Annotated in this window: 11 protein-coding genes; 3 read left to right on the top strand and 8 right to left on the bottom strand. The window is 38.5% G+C overall.

The window, feature by feature from the left end:
• Nucleotides 1–5 precede the first annotated feature (5 nt).
• The 7 genes from I600_RS04595 to nagB all read right to left on the bottom strand — a co-directional run bounded on the left by I600_RS04595 (nucleotide 6) and on the right by nagB (nucleotide 9,562).
• Nucleotides 6–1,700: a sodium:solute symporter family protein gene (locus I600_RS04595; RefSeq protein WP_058103313.1), complete on the bottom strand. Its 1,695-nt coding sequence runs from the start codon at nucleotides 1,698–1,700 to the stop codon at nucleotides 6–8.
• A gap of 23 nt (nucleotides 1,701–1,723) precedes the next feature.
• Nucleotides 1,724–1,984, bottom strand: a complete 261-nt coding sequence (locus I600_RS04590) for a DUF4212 domain-containing protein (protein ID WP_058103312.1) — start codon at nucleotides 1,982–1,984, stop codon at nucleotides 1,724–1,726.
• Between the two features lie 132 nt (nucleotides 1,985–2,116).
• Complete coding sequence (locus I600_RS04585) at nucleotides 2,117–3,193, bottom strand: anhydro-N-acetylmuramic acid kinase (protein WP_058103311.1); 1,077 nt, start codon at nucleotides 3,191–3,193, stop codon at nucleotides 2,117–2,119.
• Between the two features lie 15 nt (nucleotides 3,194–3,208).
• The gene (locus I600_RS04580; RefSeq protein ID WP_058103310.1) at nucleotides 3,209–4,765 is read right to left on the bottom strand and encodes a glycoside hydrolase family 3 protein; all 1,557 of its coding nucleotides are present in this window, start codon (nucleotides 4,763–4,765) and stop codon (nucleotides 3,209–3,211) included.
• Entirely contained in the window at nucleotides 4,758–6,032 is a 1,275-nt protein-coding gene (locus I600_RS04575) for an MFS transporter (RefSeq protein WP_139254400.1), read from the bottom strand. Before I600_RS04575 ends, I600_RS04580 begins: the two co-directional genes overlap by 8 nt.
• A gap of 1 nt (nucleotide 6,033) precedes the next feature.
• Nucleotides 6,034–7,551, bottom strand: coding sequence for a glycoside hydrolase family 10 protein (locus I600_RS04570; protein ID WP_058103308.1), 1,518 nt, complete (start codon nucleotides 7,549–7,551; stop codon nucleotides 6,034–6,036).
• 82 nt (nucleotides 7,552–7,633) lie between these two features.
• A complete protein-coding gene (gene nagB, locus I600_RS04565) occupies nucleotides 7,634–9,562 on the bottom strand; it encodes a glucosamine-6-phosphate deaminase (RefSeq protein ID WP_058103307.1) in 1,929 nt (642 codons plus the stop codon).
• Between the two features lie 200 nt (nucleotides 9,563–9,762).
• On the opposite strand from nagB, the gene I600_RS04560 reads away from it, so the two are divergent.
• Entirely contained in the window at nucleotides 9,763–10,512 is a 750-nt protein-coding gene (locus I600_RS04560; RefSeq protein ID WP_058103306.1) for a DeoR/GlpR family DNA-binding transcription regulator, read from the top strand.
• 4 nt (nucleotides 10,513–10,516) lie between these two features.
• Complete coding sequence (gene murQ / locus I600_RS04555) at nucleotides 10,517–11,329, top strand: N-acetylmuramic acid 6-phosphate etherase (RefSeq protein ID WP_058103305.1); 813 nt, start codon at nucleotides 10,517–10,519, stop codon at nucleotides 11,327–11,329.
• 69 nt (nucleotides 11,330–11,398) lie between these two features.
• On the opposite strand, the gene I600_RS04550 is transcribed toward murQ, so the two are convergent.
• Nucleotides 11,399–12,520 carry a PQQ-dependent sugar dehydrogenase gene (locus I600_RS04550; RefSeq protein ID WP_058103304.1) on the bottom strand — a complete coding sequence of 374 codons (1,122 nt, stop codon included), beginning with the start codon at nucleotides 12,518–12,520 and terminating at the stop codon, nucleotides 11,399–11,401.
• 126 nt (nucleotides 12,521–12,646) lie between these two features.
• On the opposite strand from I600_RS04550, the gene I600_RS04545 reads away from it, so the two are divergent.
• Complete coding sequence (locus tag I600_RS04545; RefSeq protein WP_058103303.1) at nucleotides 12,647–21,232, top strand: T9SS type B sorting domain-containing protein; 8,586 nt, start codon at nucleotides 12,647–12,649, stop codon at nucleotides 21,230–21,232.
• Nucleotides 21,233–21,309: the final 77 nt, after the last annotated feature.

The following is a 21,309-nucleotide window of genomic DNA, read 5'->3' as shown; positions in this document are numbered from 1 at the left end:
GTTGTTTAATGTCCCGTAGCTTCACCTGCACCACTGGGTATTCTAATATTTTCTACAATTTCTTGAACATCTTCTGGAGGTTCAGGAGTAAATTGCAGTATAATAATGGCTACTATAAAATTAGCGATCATTGCAATGCTACCAAAACCTTCTGGTGAAATTCCAAACCACCAATCGTTTGATGTTCCGCCCCCAAACCAACCGAATTTAAATTTGGTCATATAGAAGAGCATAAGTAAGATGCCGACGACCATACCGCCAATGGCACCTTCTTTATTCATTTTTTTGTAAAATATACCAAGTACGATTGCCGGAAAAAAAGATGCGGCAGCAAGACCAAATGCCAGGGCGACAACTGCAGCTACAAAACCTGGTGGATTTATACCAAAGTACCCTGCAATTATTACGGCAATGGTGGCCGATCCCCTTGCGACCCATAATTCTGCCTCATCCGAGATGTTAGGTTTAAAGACTTTTTTGACCAAATCATGCGATACCGAGGCAGATATAACAAGCAATAGCCCTGCGGCTGTTGATAGGGCAGCCGCCAGACCGCCAGCGGCAACCAAAGCAATTACCCAAGCCGGTAGATCCGCAATTTCGGGGTTTGCCAATACCATAATATCATTGTCAATAGTCAATTCATTCTTTGACATATCAGCTACATATTGAATTTTGCCATCTTCATTTTTATCATCAAAAGATAATAGTCCGGTTTCTTCCCAATTTTTAAACCAAACAGGCATGTTTGAATATTCTTCATTACTGACCGTGTTGATGAGATTGGTTTTTGCAAATACGGAAACAGCTGGGGCCGTGGTGTATAAAATAGCGATTAGTAATAAGGCGAGTCCAGCAGATTTACGAGCATCTTTTACTTTTTTCACCGTAAAGAAGCGAACAATGACATGGGGTAAGCCTGCTGTGCCTACCATTAGAGCCAAGGTTATGGCAAAAATATCGGTGACAGATTTAGATCCATCGGTATATTCGTTGAAACCTAGTTCTGTAGATAATCCGTCTAGTTTATCCAATAAAAAAGTTCCAGACCCATCATTTAAGGTGGAGCCCATTCCTAATTGAGGTATAGGATTTCCTGTCATTTGTATGGATATGAAAATTGCAGGAACCATAAAGGCGAAAATCAGCACACAGTATTGTGCTACTTGGGTATAGGTAATGCCTTTCATTCCACCTAACACGGCATAGAATAATACGATGATCATTCCTATAATCACCCCCGTATTGATATCTACTTGAAGAAATCTTGAGAATACTACACCTACACCGCGCATTTGTCCTGCCACATAAGTAAACGATACGATCAGTGCACAGATTACAGCTACAATTCTAGCCGTTTTTGAGTAGTAGCGGTCACCAATAAAATCCGGAACGGTGAATTTCCCGAACTTTCTAAGATAGGGAGCAAGTAATAGGGCCAAAAGCACATATCCGCCTGTCCATCCCATTAAATATACAGAACCATCATAGCCAGCAAAAGAGATGATGCCTGCCATAGAGATAAATGAAGCTGCCGACATCCAATCTGCTGCGGTGGCCATACCATTGGCTAATGGAGAAACACCGCCACCCGCAACATAAAAATCTTTTGTAGAACCTGCGCGAGACCATATAGCTATACCTATGTATAGTGCAAAGGTGAGTCCTACTAAAATATATGTCCAGGTCTGTACACTCATTTTGTTAGTTTTAGTTGGTATGATTAATCGTTGTATCCGTATTTTTTATCCAATTTGTTCATGAGTCTTACATAAACAAAAATTAGGATGACAAAGATGTAAATAGACCCTTGTTGCGCAAACCAGAAACCTAATTTGAATCCGCCGATCTTAATAGTGTCCAATGCTTCCTTAAATAAAATGCCAGCTCCAAATGATACAGCAAACCAAATGACCAGCAAGATGAATAAATAACGTACATTTTCTTTCCAATAAGCGGTAGCTTTCTTTTGTTTTTCAGACATTTTATATGCTATTTTAATGAGTGAATACGCTTAGAGTGTACTAAAGCCGTATTCGTTTAAAACTTGTACCATGACAGGGCAAAGGCTCTATTATTTTAAATCACGATTATCAAGTAAATTAGGCATAAAAGTTTAATTAGGTATGAACAATACTCCACTTGATGAATCTTTTTTCGCTCCAGTTACAGATGAAAGTACATTTGTAAGTTGCTCAACTCTTAAAACGCCCATTAAAGCAAATACCAAAGCTTCTTTAAACTCTATAATTATTTTTTCGGGCACCACTACATTTGTGGCTTCGCCCAATTTAGCTTGTAATGTTTCGGTTAGAAAGGAATTTAAAGCTCCGCCACCGGTTACCAATAATTCTTGGTTGTTGTGTTTAAAATTCAATTGAATCTGTTGTGCCACTTTATCGCAGATATGATGAACACTGGTGTGTAACAAGTTCTCTAAGGTATCTTTGGTATCTTCTACAATGGGCACTACCTCGGCTAAAAACCACTCATACCCAATAGATTTTGGGTGTGGTAATAAATAGTACTCTAGACCATTTAACCTTTCTAACATGGTTTTGTTTATTTTACCCTTGCGGGCTAGTCTACCGTCCTCGTCGTATTCTAGATTTACCTTTCTGGTAATATAGTTGAGAATCATATTTGCTAAACCAATATCATAAGCTATTCGCTTTCCTTTTACATCAAAAGATATATTACTGATGCCACCTAAATTTAAACAGAAATCATATTGGTTAAAGAAAATACTATCTCCAATAGGTACTAAAGGAGCTCCTTGACCACCCAATGCCAAATCATTTGTTCTAAAATCACAGATGACTTTTATACCGCAAGCATTTGCCAGATGCTGTCCTGAGCCAACTTGAAATGTAAGCCCCATCTCTGGTCTATGGTGAGTGGTATGGCCATGACTGGCAATATAATCTACTGTCAACGAATAGTCGTTAACAAAGGTCAAAACCTGTTCTCCTAGCCAAGTACCATAGGTGTTATGCAATTCTATAAGTTTTTCTGCAGATAAATCAATGGCATTTTTTAAGGTGTTCAACATTTCAGTTGAATACTTAATGCTCTTGGTTTCTTTGATTTCAAATTGCCAAGTTCCTTTTTTCTCCCAAATGTGACAGTAGGCTAAATCAAGGCCATCTAATGATGTGCCCGACATGAGACCGATAATTTTATATGTTTTCATGTAAGTGCATTTAAGCTAATTTAGTTTTACAGGTAATTTTCCTTTTGCCTCTAATGTACCCATAAAATGTGCTGTGGCAACGTCTTGAAACTCTTTGAAATTCTGATATGCAATTACGGTAGCCGTTGTTTTATCCGTTTTAAAAGATTGTAGAGCATATGGGTTTCCAAAATGATACAGAACCACTTTTTTGGTAGTGATTAAATCATTTAAAAAATCTATTTCCTCTTGAAGAAAACCAAAATTATTGGTTGGTTTTATTTGAGGAGGAGTTAGCAGCAAAAGAATCTCGGTTTCATTTTCAACTTCTTTTCGCATTGCCATAACATTTTTAACAATATCTTGTTTCGTTTGATCTGTGGTAAACCTTTTAAGTGTCAATGTGCAGAAATTGGTTGTTCTAAAATGTTCAATACCTTGCGCAGTGCCATTATGTAAGGTGATTGATCGCTCCGCTATTTGTTTGTTCAGAGCACTTGGGTCTGTTAATTCTAGAGTGGAATCAACTTCTGATATTGCCTTTGCTTTCAGTTTCCAAATACGTTCTATACTCTTGTTAATTTGTGCTTCCGATGCATTTTTTAAAATACATTGAATGCCTTCTTCTATATGCTCGGCAAAACATAAAACGTCATTACCTGCATTAAAGGCCAACCATTCCAATTCTCCTTTGGTCGGGTAGTTTTTAGATACTGCATGCATGTTCAAGGCATCTGAAATGACTACTCCGTCAAAGCCCATTTCATGCCTTAATACACCGGTTATTATATCTTTATTAATGCTAGATGGTAATTCTGGGCTAGTGGTCAGTGCAGGCACAGATAAATGACCTACCATCACGGAATCTACACCTTCATCAATTAATTTTTGAAAAGGGTACAGCTCAGTCTCCAATAACTCGGCTTTTGTTTTCTCTATAACAGGAAGCCCCAAATGTGAATCTGTAGCCGTGTCTCCATGTCCGGGAAAATGCTTAATGCTTGTAAGTACACCTTCTGATTCAGTTCCTTTTACAAATGCTTTTGCCAATGTGATTACTTGTTCTTTGTCATCACCAAAGGATCTATACCCAATTACGGGGTTGTTAGGGTTTACGTTGACATCTACTACAGGAGAAAGATTCCAATGTATTCCTGCGGCTTTACAATCTTTGGCAATGTTCTGGCCTACTTTAAATACTAAGTCTTTATTGTCCTTATTGGCTCCTAAGGTAATGGCGTACGGATATTGGGGGGTGTTTTCTATGCGCATGGCCAAACCCCATTCCGCATCAATGGAAATCAATAGGGGGTAAGTAGCCGCTTTTTGATATCTTTTGATGAGGTTTTTTAAAGTTTCAAAACTATTTTCATTGACAACAATTTTCTTTTTGCCTTCAAAGTTAGTTGCCGCACTTGCCCGAGAATGAAAAAAGCAAAGCCCGCCAACATGGTGTTCAGAAATTAATTTTTCTAGCTGCTGTATTTCTTCTTCGGTATCATTTATAAAAGCTGCGGGCATAAATAATTGACCAACTTTTTCTGAAAGTGAAAGTTGCTTTAAAGCTTTATTTGTAGGTAGTAATCTATTCATTGGTAACCGTTGTTTTTTTGCCGAAATCTGCTGGGTAGGTAATAAATTTTAAAAGTAAGAGTGCTGGTAGGGCCGCAATGACTACCCATACAAAAAAGCCGTCATACCCCAGCCATTGCTGCATGTAACCGCTGATCATACCGGGTAGCATCATCCCTAAGGCCATAAAACCGGTGGCAATGGCGTAGTGAGATGTTTTAGATTTGCCCTCGGCAATGTAAATTAGGTACATTAAAAAGGCAGCAAAACCGAAACCATATCCAAATTTTTCAAAAACCACTGTTGCCGTAACGGCATAGATACTTGTAGTATTGGTCATGGCCAAAACGGCATAAAGAATATTAGGCAGGTTCAATGAAAGTACCATGGGTAACATCCATTTTTTTAAACCATCGCGTGAAATTAAGATACCACCCAATATACCGCCAACGGAAAGAAAAATAACTCCTACGGTACCGAAAATAGTTCCTAATTGTTCAGTAGAATATCCTAATCCGCCTTTATCAGGTGAGTCCAATAAAAAAGGGGACGCCATTTTTACCAATTGTGATTCACCTAAACGATACGTAAGAATAAAAGCTAACGCAATACCTATGCCCGGTTTTTTAAAAAATGATGCGAATACCTCTAAAAAGCCTGCTGGTTTTTCTTTATCCTCTTTATTTTCAGATTCATATTTTGGTGTAACAAAAAAGTTGGCAACAGTCATGATCAACATTAAAAAAGCGGCAGCTGACATGGTTATGCTCCAAGCTTTGGTGTTGTCGCCATATTTGTTTTCTAAGAAACCGGCAAGTACAACTATTAAACCTTCGCCCGTTACCATGGCAAGTCTGTAGAAAGTACTTCTCATGCCAACAAAGAACGATTGTTTTTTTTCTGTTAAGCCAAGCATGTAATATCCATCTGAAGCAATGTCATTGGTGGCAGAGGCAAATGCAGCCATCCAGAAACAGGCTAAAGATGAAACAAAGAACATATTAGTGGGCAATGTTAAGCCCACACCTAACAATGCAATAGCTATTAGTAGTTGCATGCTTAAAAACCACTTTCTTTTGGTGCTTTTTAAATCAACGAACGGACTCCATAATGGTTTAAGTACCCATGGTAAATAGAGAATACTGGTGTATAGGCCTATGTCTTCATTGCTGACCCCTAATTTTTTGTACATGATTACGGAAACCGTAACTACCAATACATAGGGCAAACCTTGTGTGAAATAAAGCACAGGTACCCATGCCCAAGCTCCTTTGTCTTTTTGTACCATACTACTTATTCACTTGTTTTAAATTAATAATTATTGGAGTGGTCTCTTTACCGTAAACATCTATGAAACTAATGGCGTTGTACTTTTTCTTCAACTGGTCAAGTGGTATGTTTAGGCTTGTGTTATTGTTCTCAACATAAATTTTCGATCTTAATTTCTTTATGTCATAGGTGTCTTTAACCCTTATGCCAGATGAGTAGACTAAAGCAAATCTTATATTGTTCAAGTCATTGAACTCTAGTGTTAATTCAGTATCGTTTTTACTTGAACTTACTAATTTTGGTGCTTTCGCCTTATGGTTTTTGGCTAAGCCAGAAATAGGATTCAATGCTGGTCTCTTGTAGTATTTTTTGTGAATATATTCTACCACATCATCTTTGTCAGTCATTAATGATTTGGCACTGAACATGATATTGCCTTGTATTTGTGGTGTGTTACGCGCCAACTCTAATTGCATGGGCAATTCCTTTTTTTCTTCCCAAGCTTTATCGCTGTTATTTCTAATTTTATAAGGTCCGTTACCAACATATAGATTAGTGTTATAGTTGTTCTTTGCCCACCAATCAACAATTTTTCTGTGCGATGCTACAGGTAGATCCATACTCCAGTATACTTGGGGTGCTAAATAATCTATCCAACCTTTTTCCATCCAAAGTAATGGGTCGGCATACAAATCTTCATAAGTAGTTTGTCCTGCTTTGGTGTCAGAACCTTTTGGATCTGTACTATTATTTTTCCAAACCCCAAACGGACTTATACCAAACTGAACCCAAGGTTTAATTGATTTTATGGTTTCGTGAGACTGTCTTACTAAAGAGTCAATATTACTACGTCTCCAATCATCTAATTTTTGATGCTCTTGTGCGTATTTTTTAAAAGCGACCGAGTCATCAAAAACTTCATTTAAAACCTTGTAAGGATAAAAATAATCATCAAAATGGATGGCATCTACATCATAATTAGTCACCAACTCCGCTATAATATTTGAAAAGTGGTTACGAACTTCTGGCAAACCTGGGTTGTAATAATTTTTCTTACCATAATGTACTATCCACTCTGGGTGGGTACAGTAGTCATGGATTTCTGATAATACTTCGAAATTTTCATCGAAAGTTGCCCTGTACGGATTTAACCACGCATGGAACTCCATGCCTCTTTCATGGGTTTCGTTGATCATCCATTCTAGGACGTCTGTATTCCATTTAGGGGCTGTACCTTCTTCTCCTGTTAAAAATCGTGAATATGGCGCATAATCAGATTGGTAAAAGGCATCGCCGGCTGCACGTACTTGAACTATAACGGCGTTATAATTCTCTCTTTCATAAAAATCTAAAATCTTTAAAAAATCGGTTTTTTGTTTTTCTGCTGAATCATTGCCATTCTTTGGCCAATCTATATTGACCACAGTAGCTACCCAAACCCCTCTAAATTCTCTTTTAGGGTATTTTTCATATGACTTAAAAATGCCACATGAATTAAGAATAAGTAGTAAAGCAAATAGTGTTAGCTGTTTTATCATAAAGTTGAAGCCGATTAAATGACTTTTAACAAAAAAGGCCCATTTTAATTTTAAAAATAGGCCTTTTAATTCAATTCAGTTGTTAGTTGAATTTATGTCTTACAAAGGCTTCCATTGCTGCATATGATGATAAGCCCATTGCTTTGTATTTATTAGCGGTATCCCGATTTCTTTCTTCGGCGCGCATCCAGAATTCTCTTGAATCATCTCCTTGAAACATTACACCATCTTTTTGGGATTGGTGACAGAAAATAGCATTACGCTTTTTCAAAACCTGACCCGGACTCATTGGTACTGCCATTTCAATTTCATTGATGTCCCACTCATGCCAAGCACCTCTATAAAGCCATAACCAACAATCTTTCATAAAGTCTTCGGTCTTTAGTTTTTCGCAGGCTGCAAACACTGCATCTAAACAAACTTTGTGCGTGCCGTGTGGATCGGCAAGATCACCAGCTGCATATATTTGATGGGGTTTTATATCGCTTATAATATTGGCGACAATGGTAATGTCTTCATCAGAGAGATTTTTCTTTTTTATGGTGCCCGTTTCATAGAATGGCAGATCTAAAAAATGCACATTTTCATCTTGTAACCCCATGTATCTTGTTGCTGCATAAGATTCTCCTCTTCTTATCTTGCCCTTTAAATTTCGAACTTCTGGCGAGTCTATACGGGTTTCATTCTTTTCCGAAAGAGATTTGATGATTTTATTAGCTTCGTCTGACGGACTGATATGTAAAGCTATTTCTGCATATTTCCTGGCGTCTGTATCAGAAACCGCTATGTTACCAGAGGTTTGATATACAATATGCACCTCATGACCTTGCTCTACAAGCCTGTCAAAAGTACCGCCCATAGATATGACATCATCATCTGGGTGCGGACTAAATATTATCACTCTCTTTTTTGCAGGAGTGGCACGTTCTGGGCGGTGAGTGTCATCTGCGTTAGGCTTTCCGCCAGGCCAACCTGTTATGGTATGTTGCAGTTTGTTGAACATTTCAATGTTCAAGTTATAGGCATCATTTAGAGCCAGTAAGTCTGCCATACCGTTATCGTTGTAATCTTTATCGGTTAAACTTAAAATCGTTTTTCCAGTAGTCTCACAAAGCCAAACGATAGCTTTAGCTTTCAATTCTTCTGTCCACTCACAGGCATCTACCAGCCAAGGAGTTTTGTTTTTTGTCAACTCGCTTCCGGCACCCGTATCAAGAACAAAGGTGCAATTGTCATGCTCTTGCAAATATGTGGCCGGTACGTGTGAAGATATATCCCCTTCAATTGTTTTCTTAATAATGTTCGCCTTGTTTTGCCCCCAACCTAATAAGACAATACGTTTCGCTTTTCTTACCGTTGAAATACCCATGGTAATGGCTTTTCTAGGTACATTGTCTATGCCTAAAAAAGAAGGTGCGGCATCTACACGTGTAATATGATCTAATGTAATTACCCGTGTGCCGGAATTAAAGTGAGATCCAGGTTCGTTAAAACCAATATGCCCTGTTCTACCAATACCTAAAAGTTGAAAATCCAGCCCTCCATGTTCTTTAATTTTACGCTCATAGCTTAAGCAGTAAGCCGTAGTTTCTTCATTGCTTACCGTGCCATCTGGAATGTGAATATTCTTTTCAGGTATATCTACATGGTTAAATAGATGTTCGTGCATGAAGTAGAAATAACTTTGAATATTATTTGGCTCCATGGGTAAATATTCATCTAAGTTAAAAGTGATTACATTTTTAAAACTTAGACCTTCTTCCTTATGCATGCGAACCAACTCTTCATAGACCCTGATCGGTGACGATCCTGTGGCTAAACCCAAAACGCAATTTCTTTTTTGCCCTTGTCTCTTTTTTATTAAAGCTGCAATTTCATGAGCAACTTGAATAGAAGCTTCGTTTGAATCTTGAAAGATTACATTATGAATTTTTTCAAACCTGGTTTCTTCGAATTGACCAATGGGTTTATGACTGATGTCAATTTTGGAATCTATTACGGCGTTTTTCATTTGATATTGAAAGGTTTTTGGATTTTTAAATCATGCAAATATATGCGTTATTTTTATTAACTGCAGTTTTTTGCAATAAATTTTGCGACTTTTTGCTGTTAATTTATCCTTAACTATACTTTACAATATATTAACGTCATAAAACGGCATCTCATAAAATTCGCTATATTTGCCATGTTTATTAGAAAATTGCCGTTAATATGTTAAAAGAGGAACGCCAACAAACCATTTTAAATGAGGTGGATCTGCACAACAGAATTCTTATTACAGATATTGCCGAGGCGTTAGATGTATCTATTGATACCATTAGGCGAGATGTAAAAGAGCTTGATGCGGAAAATAAGCTCAGAAAAGTACATGGTGGCGCCATTTCTATGGGGTATATGACCAATAGTGCCAGAAATACTAATATTTATAAATTAGAGGATAAGGTTACTATTGCAACGAAGGCAGTTGCCATGTTGCGAGATGGTGCGGTTATTTTTTTGGACGGAGGAACCACGTGTATGGAATTGGCGCGAATAATACCTGAAAACTTAAATCTTACCTGTTTTACCATAAGTCTGCCCGTTGCCATGGAGCTTTCTCATAAAGCCAATATTAATGTGATTTCTATTGGTGGTCAAATTTCAAAAGAAGCACAGATCGCTATTGGTGCAAATGCCATTCACCATATTTCTGAAATTAGGTTCGATTATAGTTTTATAGGAACGGGATATGTAGATGCTACCTTTGGCTTAACAGAGTTTGATTGGGATATCGTTCAAATAAAAAAAGCGATTATAAAAGCCTCTAAAAAAACTGTATTATTGTCTATTTCAGAAAAATTAAATTCTCAACATCGATATAAAACATGTGATATTAGTTCTATTAATACTATGATTACTGAATTGAACCCCAGTGATCTGTTATTGAAAGCCTTTAAAAATCACGATATAAAAATTATATAAGTAAATGGATTATAAAAAAATCACCGAAACTCCTTCTAATCATAATAATTTGGAGTTAATGGATACCCAGACCATTCTTCACAAAATGAACGAAGAGGATAAGAAAGTGGCATTGGCGGTAGAGAAAACTATTCCACAGGTTACTAAGCTTGTAGATGCTTTGGCAGAACGTTTTGCAAAAGGAGGTAGGCTATTTTATATTGGGGCCGGAACCAGTGGGCGTTTAGGTATTCTTGACGCTTCTGAAATACCCCCAACTTTTGGTATGCCACATGAACGCGTAGTTGGTTTGATTGCAGGCGGAGATACGGCTATAAGAAAAGCTGTAGAAAATGCTGAAGACGCCACACAGCAGGCATGGGTAGATTTAATGATGCATGATATCAATGATACCGATGTTGTAGTCGGTATTGCGGCATCTGGTAGTACTCCTTATGTAATTGGGGGACTGGAAGATGCAAAGAAAAATGGAATTTTAACGGCTGCAATTACCAACAATCCTGGCGCTCCTATTGCAAAAATTGCGAATATTCCCATTGAAATTAATGTGGGACCTGAATTTCTGACCGGGAGCACTAGAATGAAAAGCGGTACATCTCAAAAACTAGTATTGAATATGATATCTACTGCCTTAATGATTAAAATAGGTAGGGTGAAGGGGAACAAGATGGTAAACATGCAATTGAGCAATGATAAGCTTGTTGATCGTGGTACGCGTTATATTATGGAAGGTCTTGATATTGATTATACCGAAGCTGCTGCCTTATTGAAAAAGCATGGGTCTGTTAAACTGGCTATAGATGCAGGTAAACAATAAAGGCGATGATTACTTCTAGCTAAAGAGAAAGCCTGAATATTTAAATTTATATTCAGGCATTTTTATGCTTTAGCTTTTCGGAATCAATTTATAGATTCCTTTTCCTTCAACAGCTACATAAATTAATCCGTCCGGACCTTCATGTACGGCACGAACTCTTCCCATACCGTCCATTAATTTTTCCCTAGCAATTACTTTATTACCGTCCAAAATCAATCGTTCTAAATATTGGAAAGCCAAAGATCCTACCAATATACTCCCTTTCCAGTTTTTGTAGATGTCACTAGTAACATAAGTCATGCCGCTAGGTGCAATAGAGGGTACCCAATAATGAATAGGCTGTTCCATACCTTTCATTTCGGTTTTATCAGTAATAGGTGTTCCGCCGTAATTAATGCCATAAGTAACTAATGGCCAACCATAATTTGCACCTTTTTTAATGATATTGATTTCATCGCCACCTCGCGGTCCGTGTTCATGGTCCCAAATTTCTCCTGTTACGGGGTGCATGATCAAGCCTTGGGGATTTCGGTGTCCATAGCTATAAATAGCTGTTTTGGCACCTTTGACATCCTGAAAGGGATTGTCTGCAGGTATACGTCCATCATCGTGCAAACGGTAAATTTTGCCCCCATCTCTTTTAATGTCTTGCGGGTTGGTATCCCTGTCGCCACGTTCACCTATAGAAAAGTATAGAAAACCGTTTTTGTCAAAGGCAATTCTAGATCCAAAATGTTGTCCTTTGGTAGTGTTAGGTGTTGCTTTGTACAATACTTGCTGTTCAGTCAATGAGTTGTTCTTTAATTTTGCTCTCATTAGGGCAGTGTGCCCTCCTTTTTCCTTTCCTTCTACAGAGGCATAGGTTAAATAGATCCAACCATTTTCTTTGTACTTTGGGTGCAATGCAATATCTAAAAGTCCGCCCTGACCTCTATTATAAACTTCAGGAATATTACCGATTATCGATTTTTTGCCCTTGTTAAAATGTATCAATTTCCCTTCTTTTTCAGTGATTAATAAACTATTGTCGGGAAGGAATGTAAAGCCCCATGGAATCTGTAGCTCATCGACGAACAGCTCAGGGGTAAAAAACATCTCTTTTGGGGTATTTACTTTATTTTCAAGGTTTTGTGCGCAAGAAAAATTAAGCGTTACAACGAATAAAAGCGGGATGATAATACTATTTTTCATATTGAGGCGTTAGAAATATATTAAAGAACACGTGATTAAATTAAAGACAAAATATAAGTAAAAAATTACACCAAAGAACTATAAAGATCCCAAATCGAAATTGTTCTTAAAAACGAAACTTAACCTATGCTCCCAAAACAACAGCGGTATACGCTGTATGTACTGTTTCTGATTGTTATTTCAGTAATTGGTACTACGGCTCTGGCCAACTCCAAAGTAAGTACTTTGTATGCAGAGGTGGCCCATGTAATCGAAAAGGCTGTTTCGATTTCTACCACAAATCAACCCATAAAAGAAAATAAAGAAGCGCTTACACAAAAAGCTAGCTTAGCAGCTCCTGCAATGTTCAATACGGTTATTGTAGGTGCAGATGCTACCGAAACGTGTAATGATAACGGATTTACAATTGCCCGCTTTAATTTATGTGGGGATTATGATGATCGTATAATAAGTTTATCAGGAGGTCCCTATAGTAGTGTTATATGGCAAGAATTGGGAGGTTCTTGTTCACCTGATGTTAATACGGAATGTCCTAATACCACCGCTTCTTGTTATTCAAATGTTGTAACTGGGCAACAAACCTTTACTCTTGATGCGAGTTCTGTACCCTCTACTTCTGGAGCTGAGTATAGGGTTTTAGTAGACGGACAACCTTATTACTTTAAGGTTAAAAAAAGTACCATTACCCAAACTTATGTAAAACAAGACTATATATGTGGGGTTGATGGTAGAATTCAAATAACAAATCTTTCTAGTGCCTATGAATTTGCTATTGATAGTGGTAGCGGATTTGGAGCTTGGCAAGGAGCTATTTTCTCTAACTTGGCACCTGGTACATATAATGTAAAAGCTAGATTGAGAAATACGGCAAATACTTGTGAATACCCATATGAGCCTATAGTTATAGAAGAAAAGGAAATTGAGATTTCGGCAACGTTTACAGATGCCCTTTGTAGTGGTGATACCGGTAGTATTACCGTAACCGCCTCAAACGTTCCTGGTCCATATAAATATACCTTGCTTAATTCTAGTGGCGTTGCCCAAGAGTTTACCGCTTTTGTTTCTACAAATCCCTACACTTTTTCTGCTGTAGGTTTTGGAACTTATACGGTACAGGTAGAAACACAGCAATGTACTGGTGATCCGTTAAATGGAATTGATCCACCTAGGCAAAATGTTGATGTCAATGGTAATCCATTAACTATTGGTGCGGGTGCTTCTGCTTTAGATGCATCTACGGAGGTAAACAGTAGTTTTGGGTGTTCTGATATCTCAAGTGTAGATATTACCTTAAATACTTCTGGTGGTTCCGCACCCTATACCTTTACGGTTAATGGTGGTCCGGTACAACCTTCTTTTGGAAATGCTGCTACCGATTCTGGTACTACAACTTATACGGTAACTGCAGCAGGAACTTATGATTTTGTAATTACTGATAGCAACGGCTGTATTATAAATGCCTCATCTGATGTAGAAGATCTGTTACCACCAGATGTTACAGTTACAGGTATAGATGGTACATGTAGCAACGGTGGTGCAAAATTAGAGTTCACCATTAATAATGGTAGAGGTTATAATATTTCATATAGGGAAAGTGCAGCTGATCCTTGGGTAAGTACGCCACAGATTTCTGTTGCGGCAGGTACCTATAATGATATAGAGGTAAGATACCAACAAGGAGGTTTTGAGTGTACTTTAGATTTGCCATCTGTAACCGTAGATACTGTGGGCTCATTGACCGGAAGCGCTACTAAAGTGGCAGATGTAACCTGTTCTGGAGCTGGAACGGTAGGTGGTCAAATTGATTTTGTTGGTCCATTTTCAGGAGGCTCGGGTAGTGGTTATGAGTTTAGTATTGATGGTGTAAACTTCTCAACTGTTACTTCGTACACAGATTTGGCGGCAGGAACTTATACACCGATCATTCGTGATGCTGGCGGTTGTAGATTAGAACTTACTGCTATTGATATTTTAGATGTTGATCCACCTACGGATTTAGATTTTGCACAAAGTAATACAAGTTGTGCAGCAGGTACTACAGATGTTCAGTTGACACCTACTAGTAATGCTGCAATAAATAGATATGAAATAATTAGTCCGGCGTATGTTGACAATGGTACTAATGATACGTTTACGGGTTTAATGACCTCACAAGCGTATATCTTTCAAATAACCGATGTTAACGGATGTTCGTATACTGAAGGTTTTAGACCGGTTGAAATAAGTTCTATTAGGGTACGAGTAAAATCTGGTGGCGACTTAAGGGTATGTAACGGTGCAACCGATGGTACGGGGTCCTTTGTTGTAGATGGTTTTGCTAACAATTATACCTATGACATTAATGGTGGATTATTCACTGGAGGACCTCAAAATAATAATGAAGTAGCACTTCCTTTATCAGGTGCAGGTACCTATACCATTACAGTAACCGATGCCGATACCGGTTGTACGGATACTACTTCTTTTGATATTGAAGAGGCTCCTGTTTTAGATTTATCCACGAGTACGGTTACGGCAATGAGCTGTGCCAATGGTAATTTAGGAAGTGTAAGAGCAAATGCAACCGGTGGTTGGGGAACATATAGATATACCTTGACTCCTCCGGTAGGATCACAAATAGGTCCAAGATCTGGAAGAACCTTTAGTAATCTTTCTGCAGCGGGAACATACACATTATCTGTAGAAGATGCTGAAGGTTGTACAGATACCTTCACTTTTGACTTAACCCCAATTGATGCGCCAACTATTGCATTAGATGGTCCGTCTTCAGATTTTTGTTTTGTAGCCGGTGTAGGAGCTACGGTTGCCGTAACCTCCACTGCTGGTACTGCAGCAGTAGGTACGCACCAATATAGAATTAATGGTGGTACTTTACAGGCGAGTGCTTCTTTCTCAGGCCTATCTCCTGGTAACTATACTATTGAGGTGGTAGATGGTAATGATTGCTCGGATAGTTTACCTATCACCATTGAGCCCCAATTAAGGGTAAACACCAGTATTGAAACTGAAATACCTTGTGGAGGAGCTCCTGGTCAAATTAGAGTTCAGGTGAACGGTGGCTATACTGCAGGCGCTGGGGCTAAACAATATGAAGTTAGTTCTGATAACGGGGTAACTTTTGGTGCGGCAATACCATTGACTTTCAACAATTTTTTATACGATACCGCTATACCGGGCGATTATGTCTTTAGAATTACGGATAACAATACTACAAGTAGTGGTTGCGTTGCGGAATCGGTTGCAATAACGTTGAACCCACCACAGAATATTGCGGCAGCCCATATTACCCCTAGACCGGTTAGCTGTAGCTCAACTAATAATGGAGCAGTAACAATAACACCGGATGCAACAAGTGGGGTGCCACCATATGAAGTAAATTTTAACGGAAATGGTTGGGGTTCAGAAACTGTATTTTCAAATTTGACCGTTGGAACGTATTCTTATTTGGTTAGAGATGCTAGAGGTTGTGAAACCGTTGCAGATACTTTTGATATTATTTTGGATAGCACGCCACCACCTGCAACTACGGTTTCAGAAGTACAGGCAGTTTGTAGTGGTAGTGGTCCAGTTAGTGGAGGTATAAGTATTGATGCAGTTACAGATGGTACGCCTAGTTTTGATTTTATTATAGAGGATAATACAGGTGTAGAAATTACTCGTGTAGAGGATCAAAGTACTTTTCCGATCCAAATCTTAGACCCTTCATTGGTAACTGGAGATTATACTATTATTACGATAGATGCCAATGGTTGTACCGATATTGATACGGTTACCATTACATCAAATGAAGTGGTGATTACACCAATTCCGCAACCGGTACCTCTAGATTGTGATGATACTGCTTTCACCTATGCTGTTAATGTTAGTGGAGGTTCAGGGTCTTATCAGATAAGATTGTTGGATCAGCCATCATTCTATAATCTAAATAATACACCAGGGGTCAATGACCATACTTTTAGCAACGCTACAGACGGTATTCAATATGGTGTAGCGTATACTGTTGTAGTATTGGATGTGGGTACTGGTTGTACCTATGAGCAAGAAATTCCACCAGTTGAGGGTCCGTCTTCTTTGGATGTTACGGCATCTTCCACACCTGGTGCTTGTGATATCAACAGAAATGGTGAAATAGCCTATGAAATTACTGGTTATACTATTGGTGATCAGTTAAGAATAGTATTGATCAATAACGAGGATGGATCGGAAACGGAGTTAGAAGCTGCTTTGACAACTACAGGTTTACCTTATAACGGTACCTACGCGGAATTGCCTGGAGATTATCAAATTTTGGTTGAAAATTTAACTGATACTTGTACAGATGCTGCATCCGTGACTATTGATCAGAATTTACCGGATATTGATATTTTACAGGAGGTTCCTGCAAATTGTAATGCCTTTGGTCAAGTTACGGTTCAAGGAAGAGGTGGTTCTGGCGGACCATATGAATTCGCCTTTATGAACAATGGTGATGTGCCTACTGGTACTGATTGGACAACAGATACCACATTTACAGCTCCTGATGGTGATTATGACGTATATGTTAGAGATTCTAGCGGATGTACATCTTTTGATATTGCTACCATTATTTCTTTAGATCCAGATTTACCGGCTCCTACTTTTACCGTTGTTAATCAATGTGATCCTACCTCAACGGCATTTGATATTACCGTTACCGTACCAAATTCTTTGAATACACCGAGATTTACTCTGGGTGGTGATGAACAATTACCTACGGATAATGGTACAAATTGGACTTACACTTACACGGTAAGCAGTCCAGGTGATTATGTAGTAGATGTAGTTGATGCCAATGGATGTACAAGTCAAGGTACTGCCACGGTGTATGATTTCTTATCTGCAACAGGTGACTTTACTACTGATAGTACTTGTAATGATGCTGATGGAGAAATTACAATAACTACCAATGGCGGAAGTGGAGATTTCGATTATGAATTAACAGGTATAGATTATAATTCAAATGCGGTGGCACCGGTCTTACAAACCAATGATCCGGTATTCACTGGTTTAGAACCTGGTAATTACCAAGTTGTAATCACTGACCGTGTTGTAAATGATGGAACTGGTTTTTGTGAAACTACGGTATCTAACATTATTCTTAATCAGGCTGCTCAACCAGTAATTGTTGCTCAAGATGCTGATGATATTAGCTGTAGAGATGAGAATGATGGGTTTATAGAAGTAATAGTTGGTCCTGCAAATGCAATGGTTCCTTTTACTTCGCAAGATACGCCGTTAACCTATATCCTAAATGATGTTACATCTGGTACAACGGAAGTTACAAGGAATAATACGGGAGCCTTTTCAGGTTTGCCTGCGGGAGATTACCAAGTACAAGTAGTTACTGCACGTAACTGTGAGGTGTTGTCTTCGGTACATACCATAAATAACCCCGATGATTTTAGTATTACTGCCAGCGCGGCGGATTTTTCCTGTGAGCCAGGTGCTAATAGATATAGTTCTACCATTATTACCGTGAACGTTGTTGATGCCGGTACCATAGGCTCAGGTTATCAATATAGTATTACCGGGTTCGAGAACTATCAAACAGGTAATACATTTGAAATCATTGATAATGGTTCTGCCCAGAATATTACGGTTTATGCTATAGATGGCAATGGTTGTCAAACTACATTTGATGTGCCTACGATCAATCCGCCAACAGATGTAGTACCTACAATCATAGATATTGATATTTTAAATTGTAGAGATGATGAACGTGTACGTATAGAAGTTGCGGGTACAGCTGACTTTACTGTAAATACGGTTTCGGTTACAGCAGTTGCTCCAGTAACAAATTTAGCCGGAAATAATTATGTAGACGTGTTTTTACCGGATGTTGGTGATTATTTATTCGAAATCGTTGATAATACAGTAGGTTGTACCTATCCAATGCCTGTGCACACGGTTAACACGCCTATTGCACCAACAGTGTTAATAAGTGAGGCTAAACCGGTTAGCTGTGCGGTGCCTGGTAACGATGGAGCATTGTTCATCACCGTAGGTGATTATAATGGTGTATATGATTACATCGTTTATGAGGCTACTGATGATGCTAGAACAACTCCTTTGGCTTCAGGAACTTTTGATACCAATAATTTCCCTGATGTTAATGGCGATGAAGCCCGTATAGATAATTTACCTGGTGGTAATTTAATTGTAGATGTGGTTTCTGTGGGTAATCCATATTGTGCAGGTATCAGTAATGTTGCCAATATTAGAACACCTAACGGTCCGCTACAAGTTACGGCAGAGTCTATAGGAAATGTTAGCTGTACCAATGACACAGGTGAAATTGTTGCTACAGGTACTGGTGGTTGGGACACTACTCCTTATGAGTATAGATTGTTAATGAGCACGGATAATGGTGCTACTTATACCACTGAAATTGCTGCATTTTCCAATGATAATGAATTTACCGGCTTGTCATTCGGTTTCTATGAGATAGAAATTAGGGATGTAGAAGGGTGTACAAATACAGTGGAAATAGAATTAGAAGAAGTACCGCAAATAGTTGCCGGTATAAGAGAACCACAGAGTTTAGATTGTCCCAATGGTAATAATGCGGTTTTAGAAGCTTATGATATTACGTCTGGTGATGCTATTACTGCAACGGCAGGAGCAAGTGGTGGTTTTCCTGGTGCAGGTTACAATTATACATTATTGTATTTAAGTGGTGATGATAATACGGCTGTAGTATCTGAAAGTGGTTTGCAGAATACACCAACCTTTATTGGAGATAGTGGAGGGTACATTAGTGCTGGCTGGTACGCAATAGAAGTTTCGTCTAGTTTTGGATGTTCTTTTGTTACCGAAGCTTATTATGTAGATCCACCACCACCAATTCAGCCGGTATTGGTACAGACAAGAGTGCCTGGTTGTGGAGGGGATGGCGAAATGAGAATGACCGTTGAAAACCCTGACCCTTTGTTTACTTATGAATATTTAAGGGTAGAAAACGGTGTTACCATTGGTACCTATCAACCAATGACAGGGAATTCTGTTACTATATCTGGAGTACAGGGTATTACTTATCAATTTGATGTGAGAAAGGTAAATGCAGCAGGTGCTTGCCCCGCAATTAGATCAAACGGTATTACTATGACCGATGCTACGGGAATAACGTTATTGCCTAACTTACCAGATGATATTTCTTGTGCATCTGAATTGGATGGTAGAATAGAATCTTTTGTGAACGGCGGTGTAGGTGAAGATGTGTTCTATTTATACGAAGGTGATCCTGTTGATGCTTTTAATCCGGCAGCTACTGCAACAGTGGTAAGAGGTCCCCAAGATAACGGTACATTTGAAGGTTTAGCTGAAGGAACCGAATACTATATAGCGGTAACTAGTGGAGCTACTTGTAGTGATATTGCTGGTCCGTTCGCAATAGTTAGACCTGATCCTATAATTTTTGACGCCGTGCCTACAAATGTTTCATGTAACGGTGAAGAGGATGGTACTATAACCGTATCTGTTAGCGCCGGTGGTGAAGGGTTAATACAGTTTGCGATTGCTCCTAATTTTAATGAGTTCTTTAGTGATTCGGATAACCCTGGTACATATACTTTTGATGAGTTGGCGGCAGGTACGTATGAGATTTTGATCAAGGATGATAATGGCTGTTTTGAAAAGGATTTTATTACTATTGAAGAGCCTGATCAAATAGAGGTGATCAATATAGATACTACACCTGAGTTGTGTATAGGTGCAAATAATGGTACTGTGGTATTTGATGTCATTGGAGGTACTCCTTTCAATGATCCTTTAGTAAGTGCTACACCATATTTTGAATATAAAATAGAAATGATCGATCCGGTAGATGAATCGGGTACCGCCACGTTTGCACCCTATACTGGTGAAATAATAGAAGACCTACAAGGTGGTGCATCTTATGTTATCTATATACAAGATGTAAACCAATGTACGGCTTCAGAATTATTTACTATAGATATTGGAGTAGATTTAACGGCAGCACCTCAGGTGCAATATGGTTGCGAAGGTATATTCCCAACCAGTACAACCACTATTCAACTGGAAAATGATAATCTTTTGCCAGAACTAATGTTTGCTCTGGATCCAATAGATCCTACAGATGCTATTACGGCTAATGCTACGGATGAGTATGTATGGGGAGATTTACCTGCCGGTAATCACATTGTATATATTTATCATGAAAATGGTTGTACCAATAGTGTTGAGTTCAGTATAGATGGTTATGAGCCATTAAGTTTGGTGGTTGATAAAACTGGTCCCAATGAAGTTCAAGCTTCTGCCGCTGGTGGTTATGGAGAGTATGAATTCTTTTTCAACGGACAATCTTTTGGAGATGAGACCATATTTACGACTAATGAAAGCGGAATTGTAAATGTTCGTGTTAGAGATGCAAGAGGTTGTGAACTGGAGCTTAGCGTACCTTTTGAATTCACCGGAATGTTAGAATTTCCTAATTTCTTTACACCTGATGGTGATAACTTGAATGATATTTGGTCTCCAAATAATAGAGAGCTATTTGATGGTGTAGTGGTTAAAATTTACGATCGTTACGGTAGGGTAGTAGCTGTACTGGATGAGGTCAGTGGCTGGGACGGAACCTATGAAGGTAAAGAGGTACCTACGGGTGATTATTGGTATGTTGTAAATGCCAACAGTGATGCCATCAAATATGTAGGTCACTTTACATTGTATAGATAATAACTTTAAAATAATATGATTTTAACAGAAGGAGATGCTCTTAGCATCTCCTTCTGTGTTTAGGGGTGATTGCTTAT

The organism is Maribacter dokdonensis DSW-8, from assembly GCF_001447995.1.
GTDB classification, from domain to species: domain Bacteria; phylum Bacteroidota; class Bacteroidia; order Flavobacteriales; family Flavobacteriaceae; genus Maribacter; species Maribacter dokdonensis.
The sequence above is the reverse complement of the archived record's forward strand: the minus strand, read 5'-3'. Positions and strand labels throughout refer to the sequence as shown.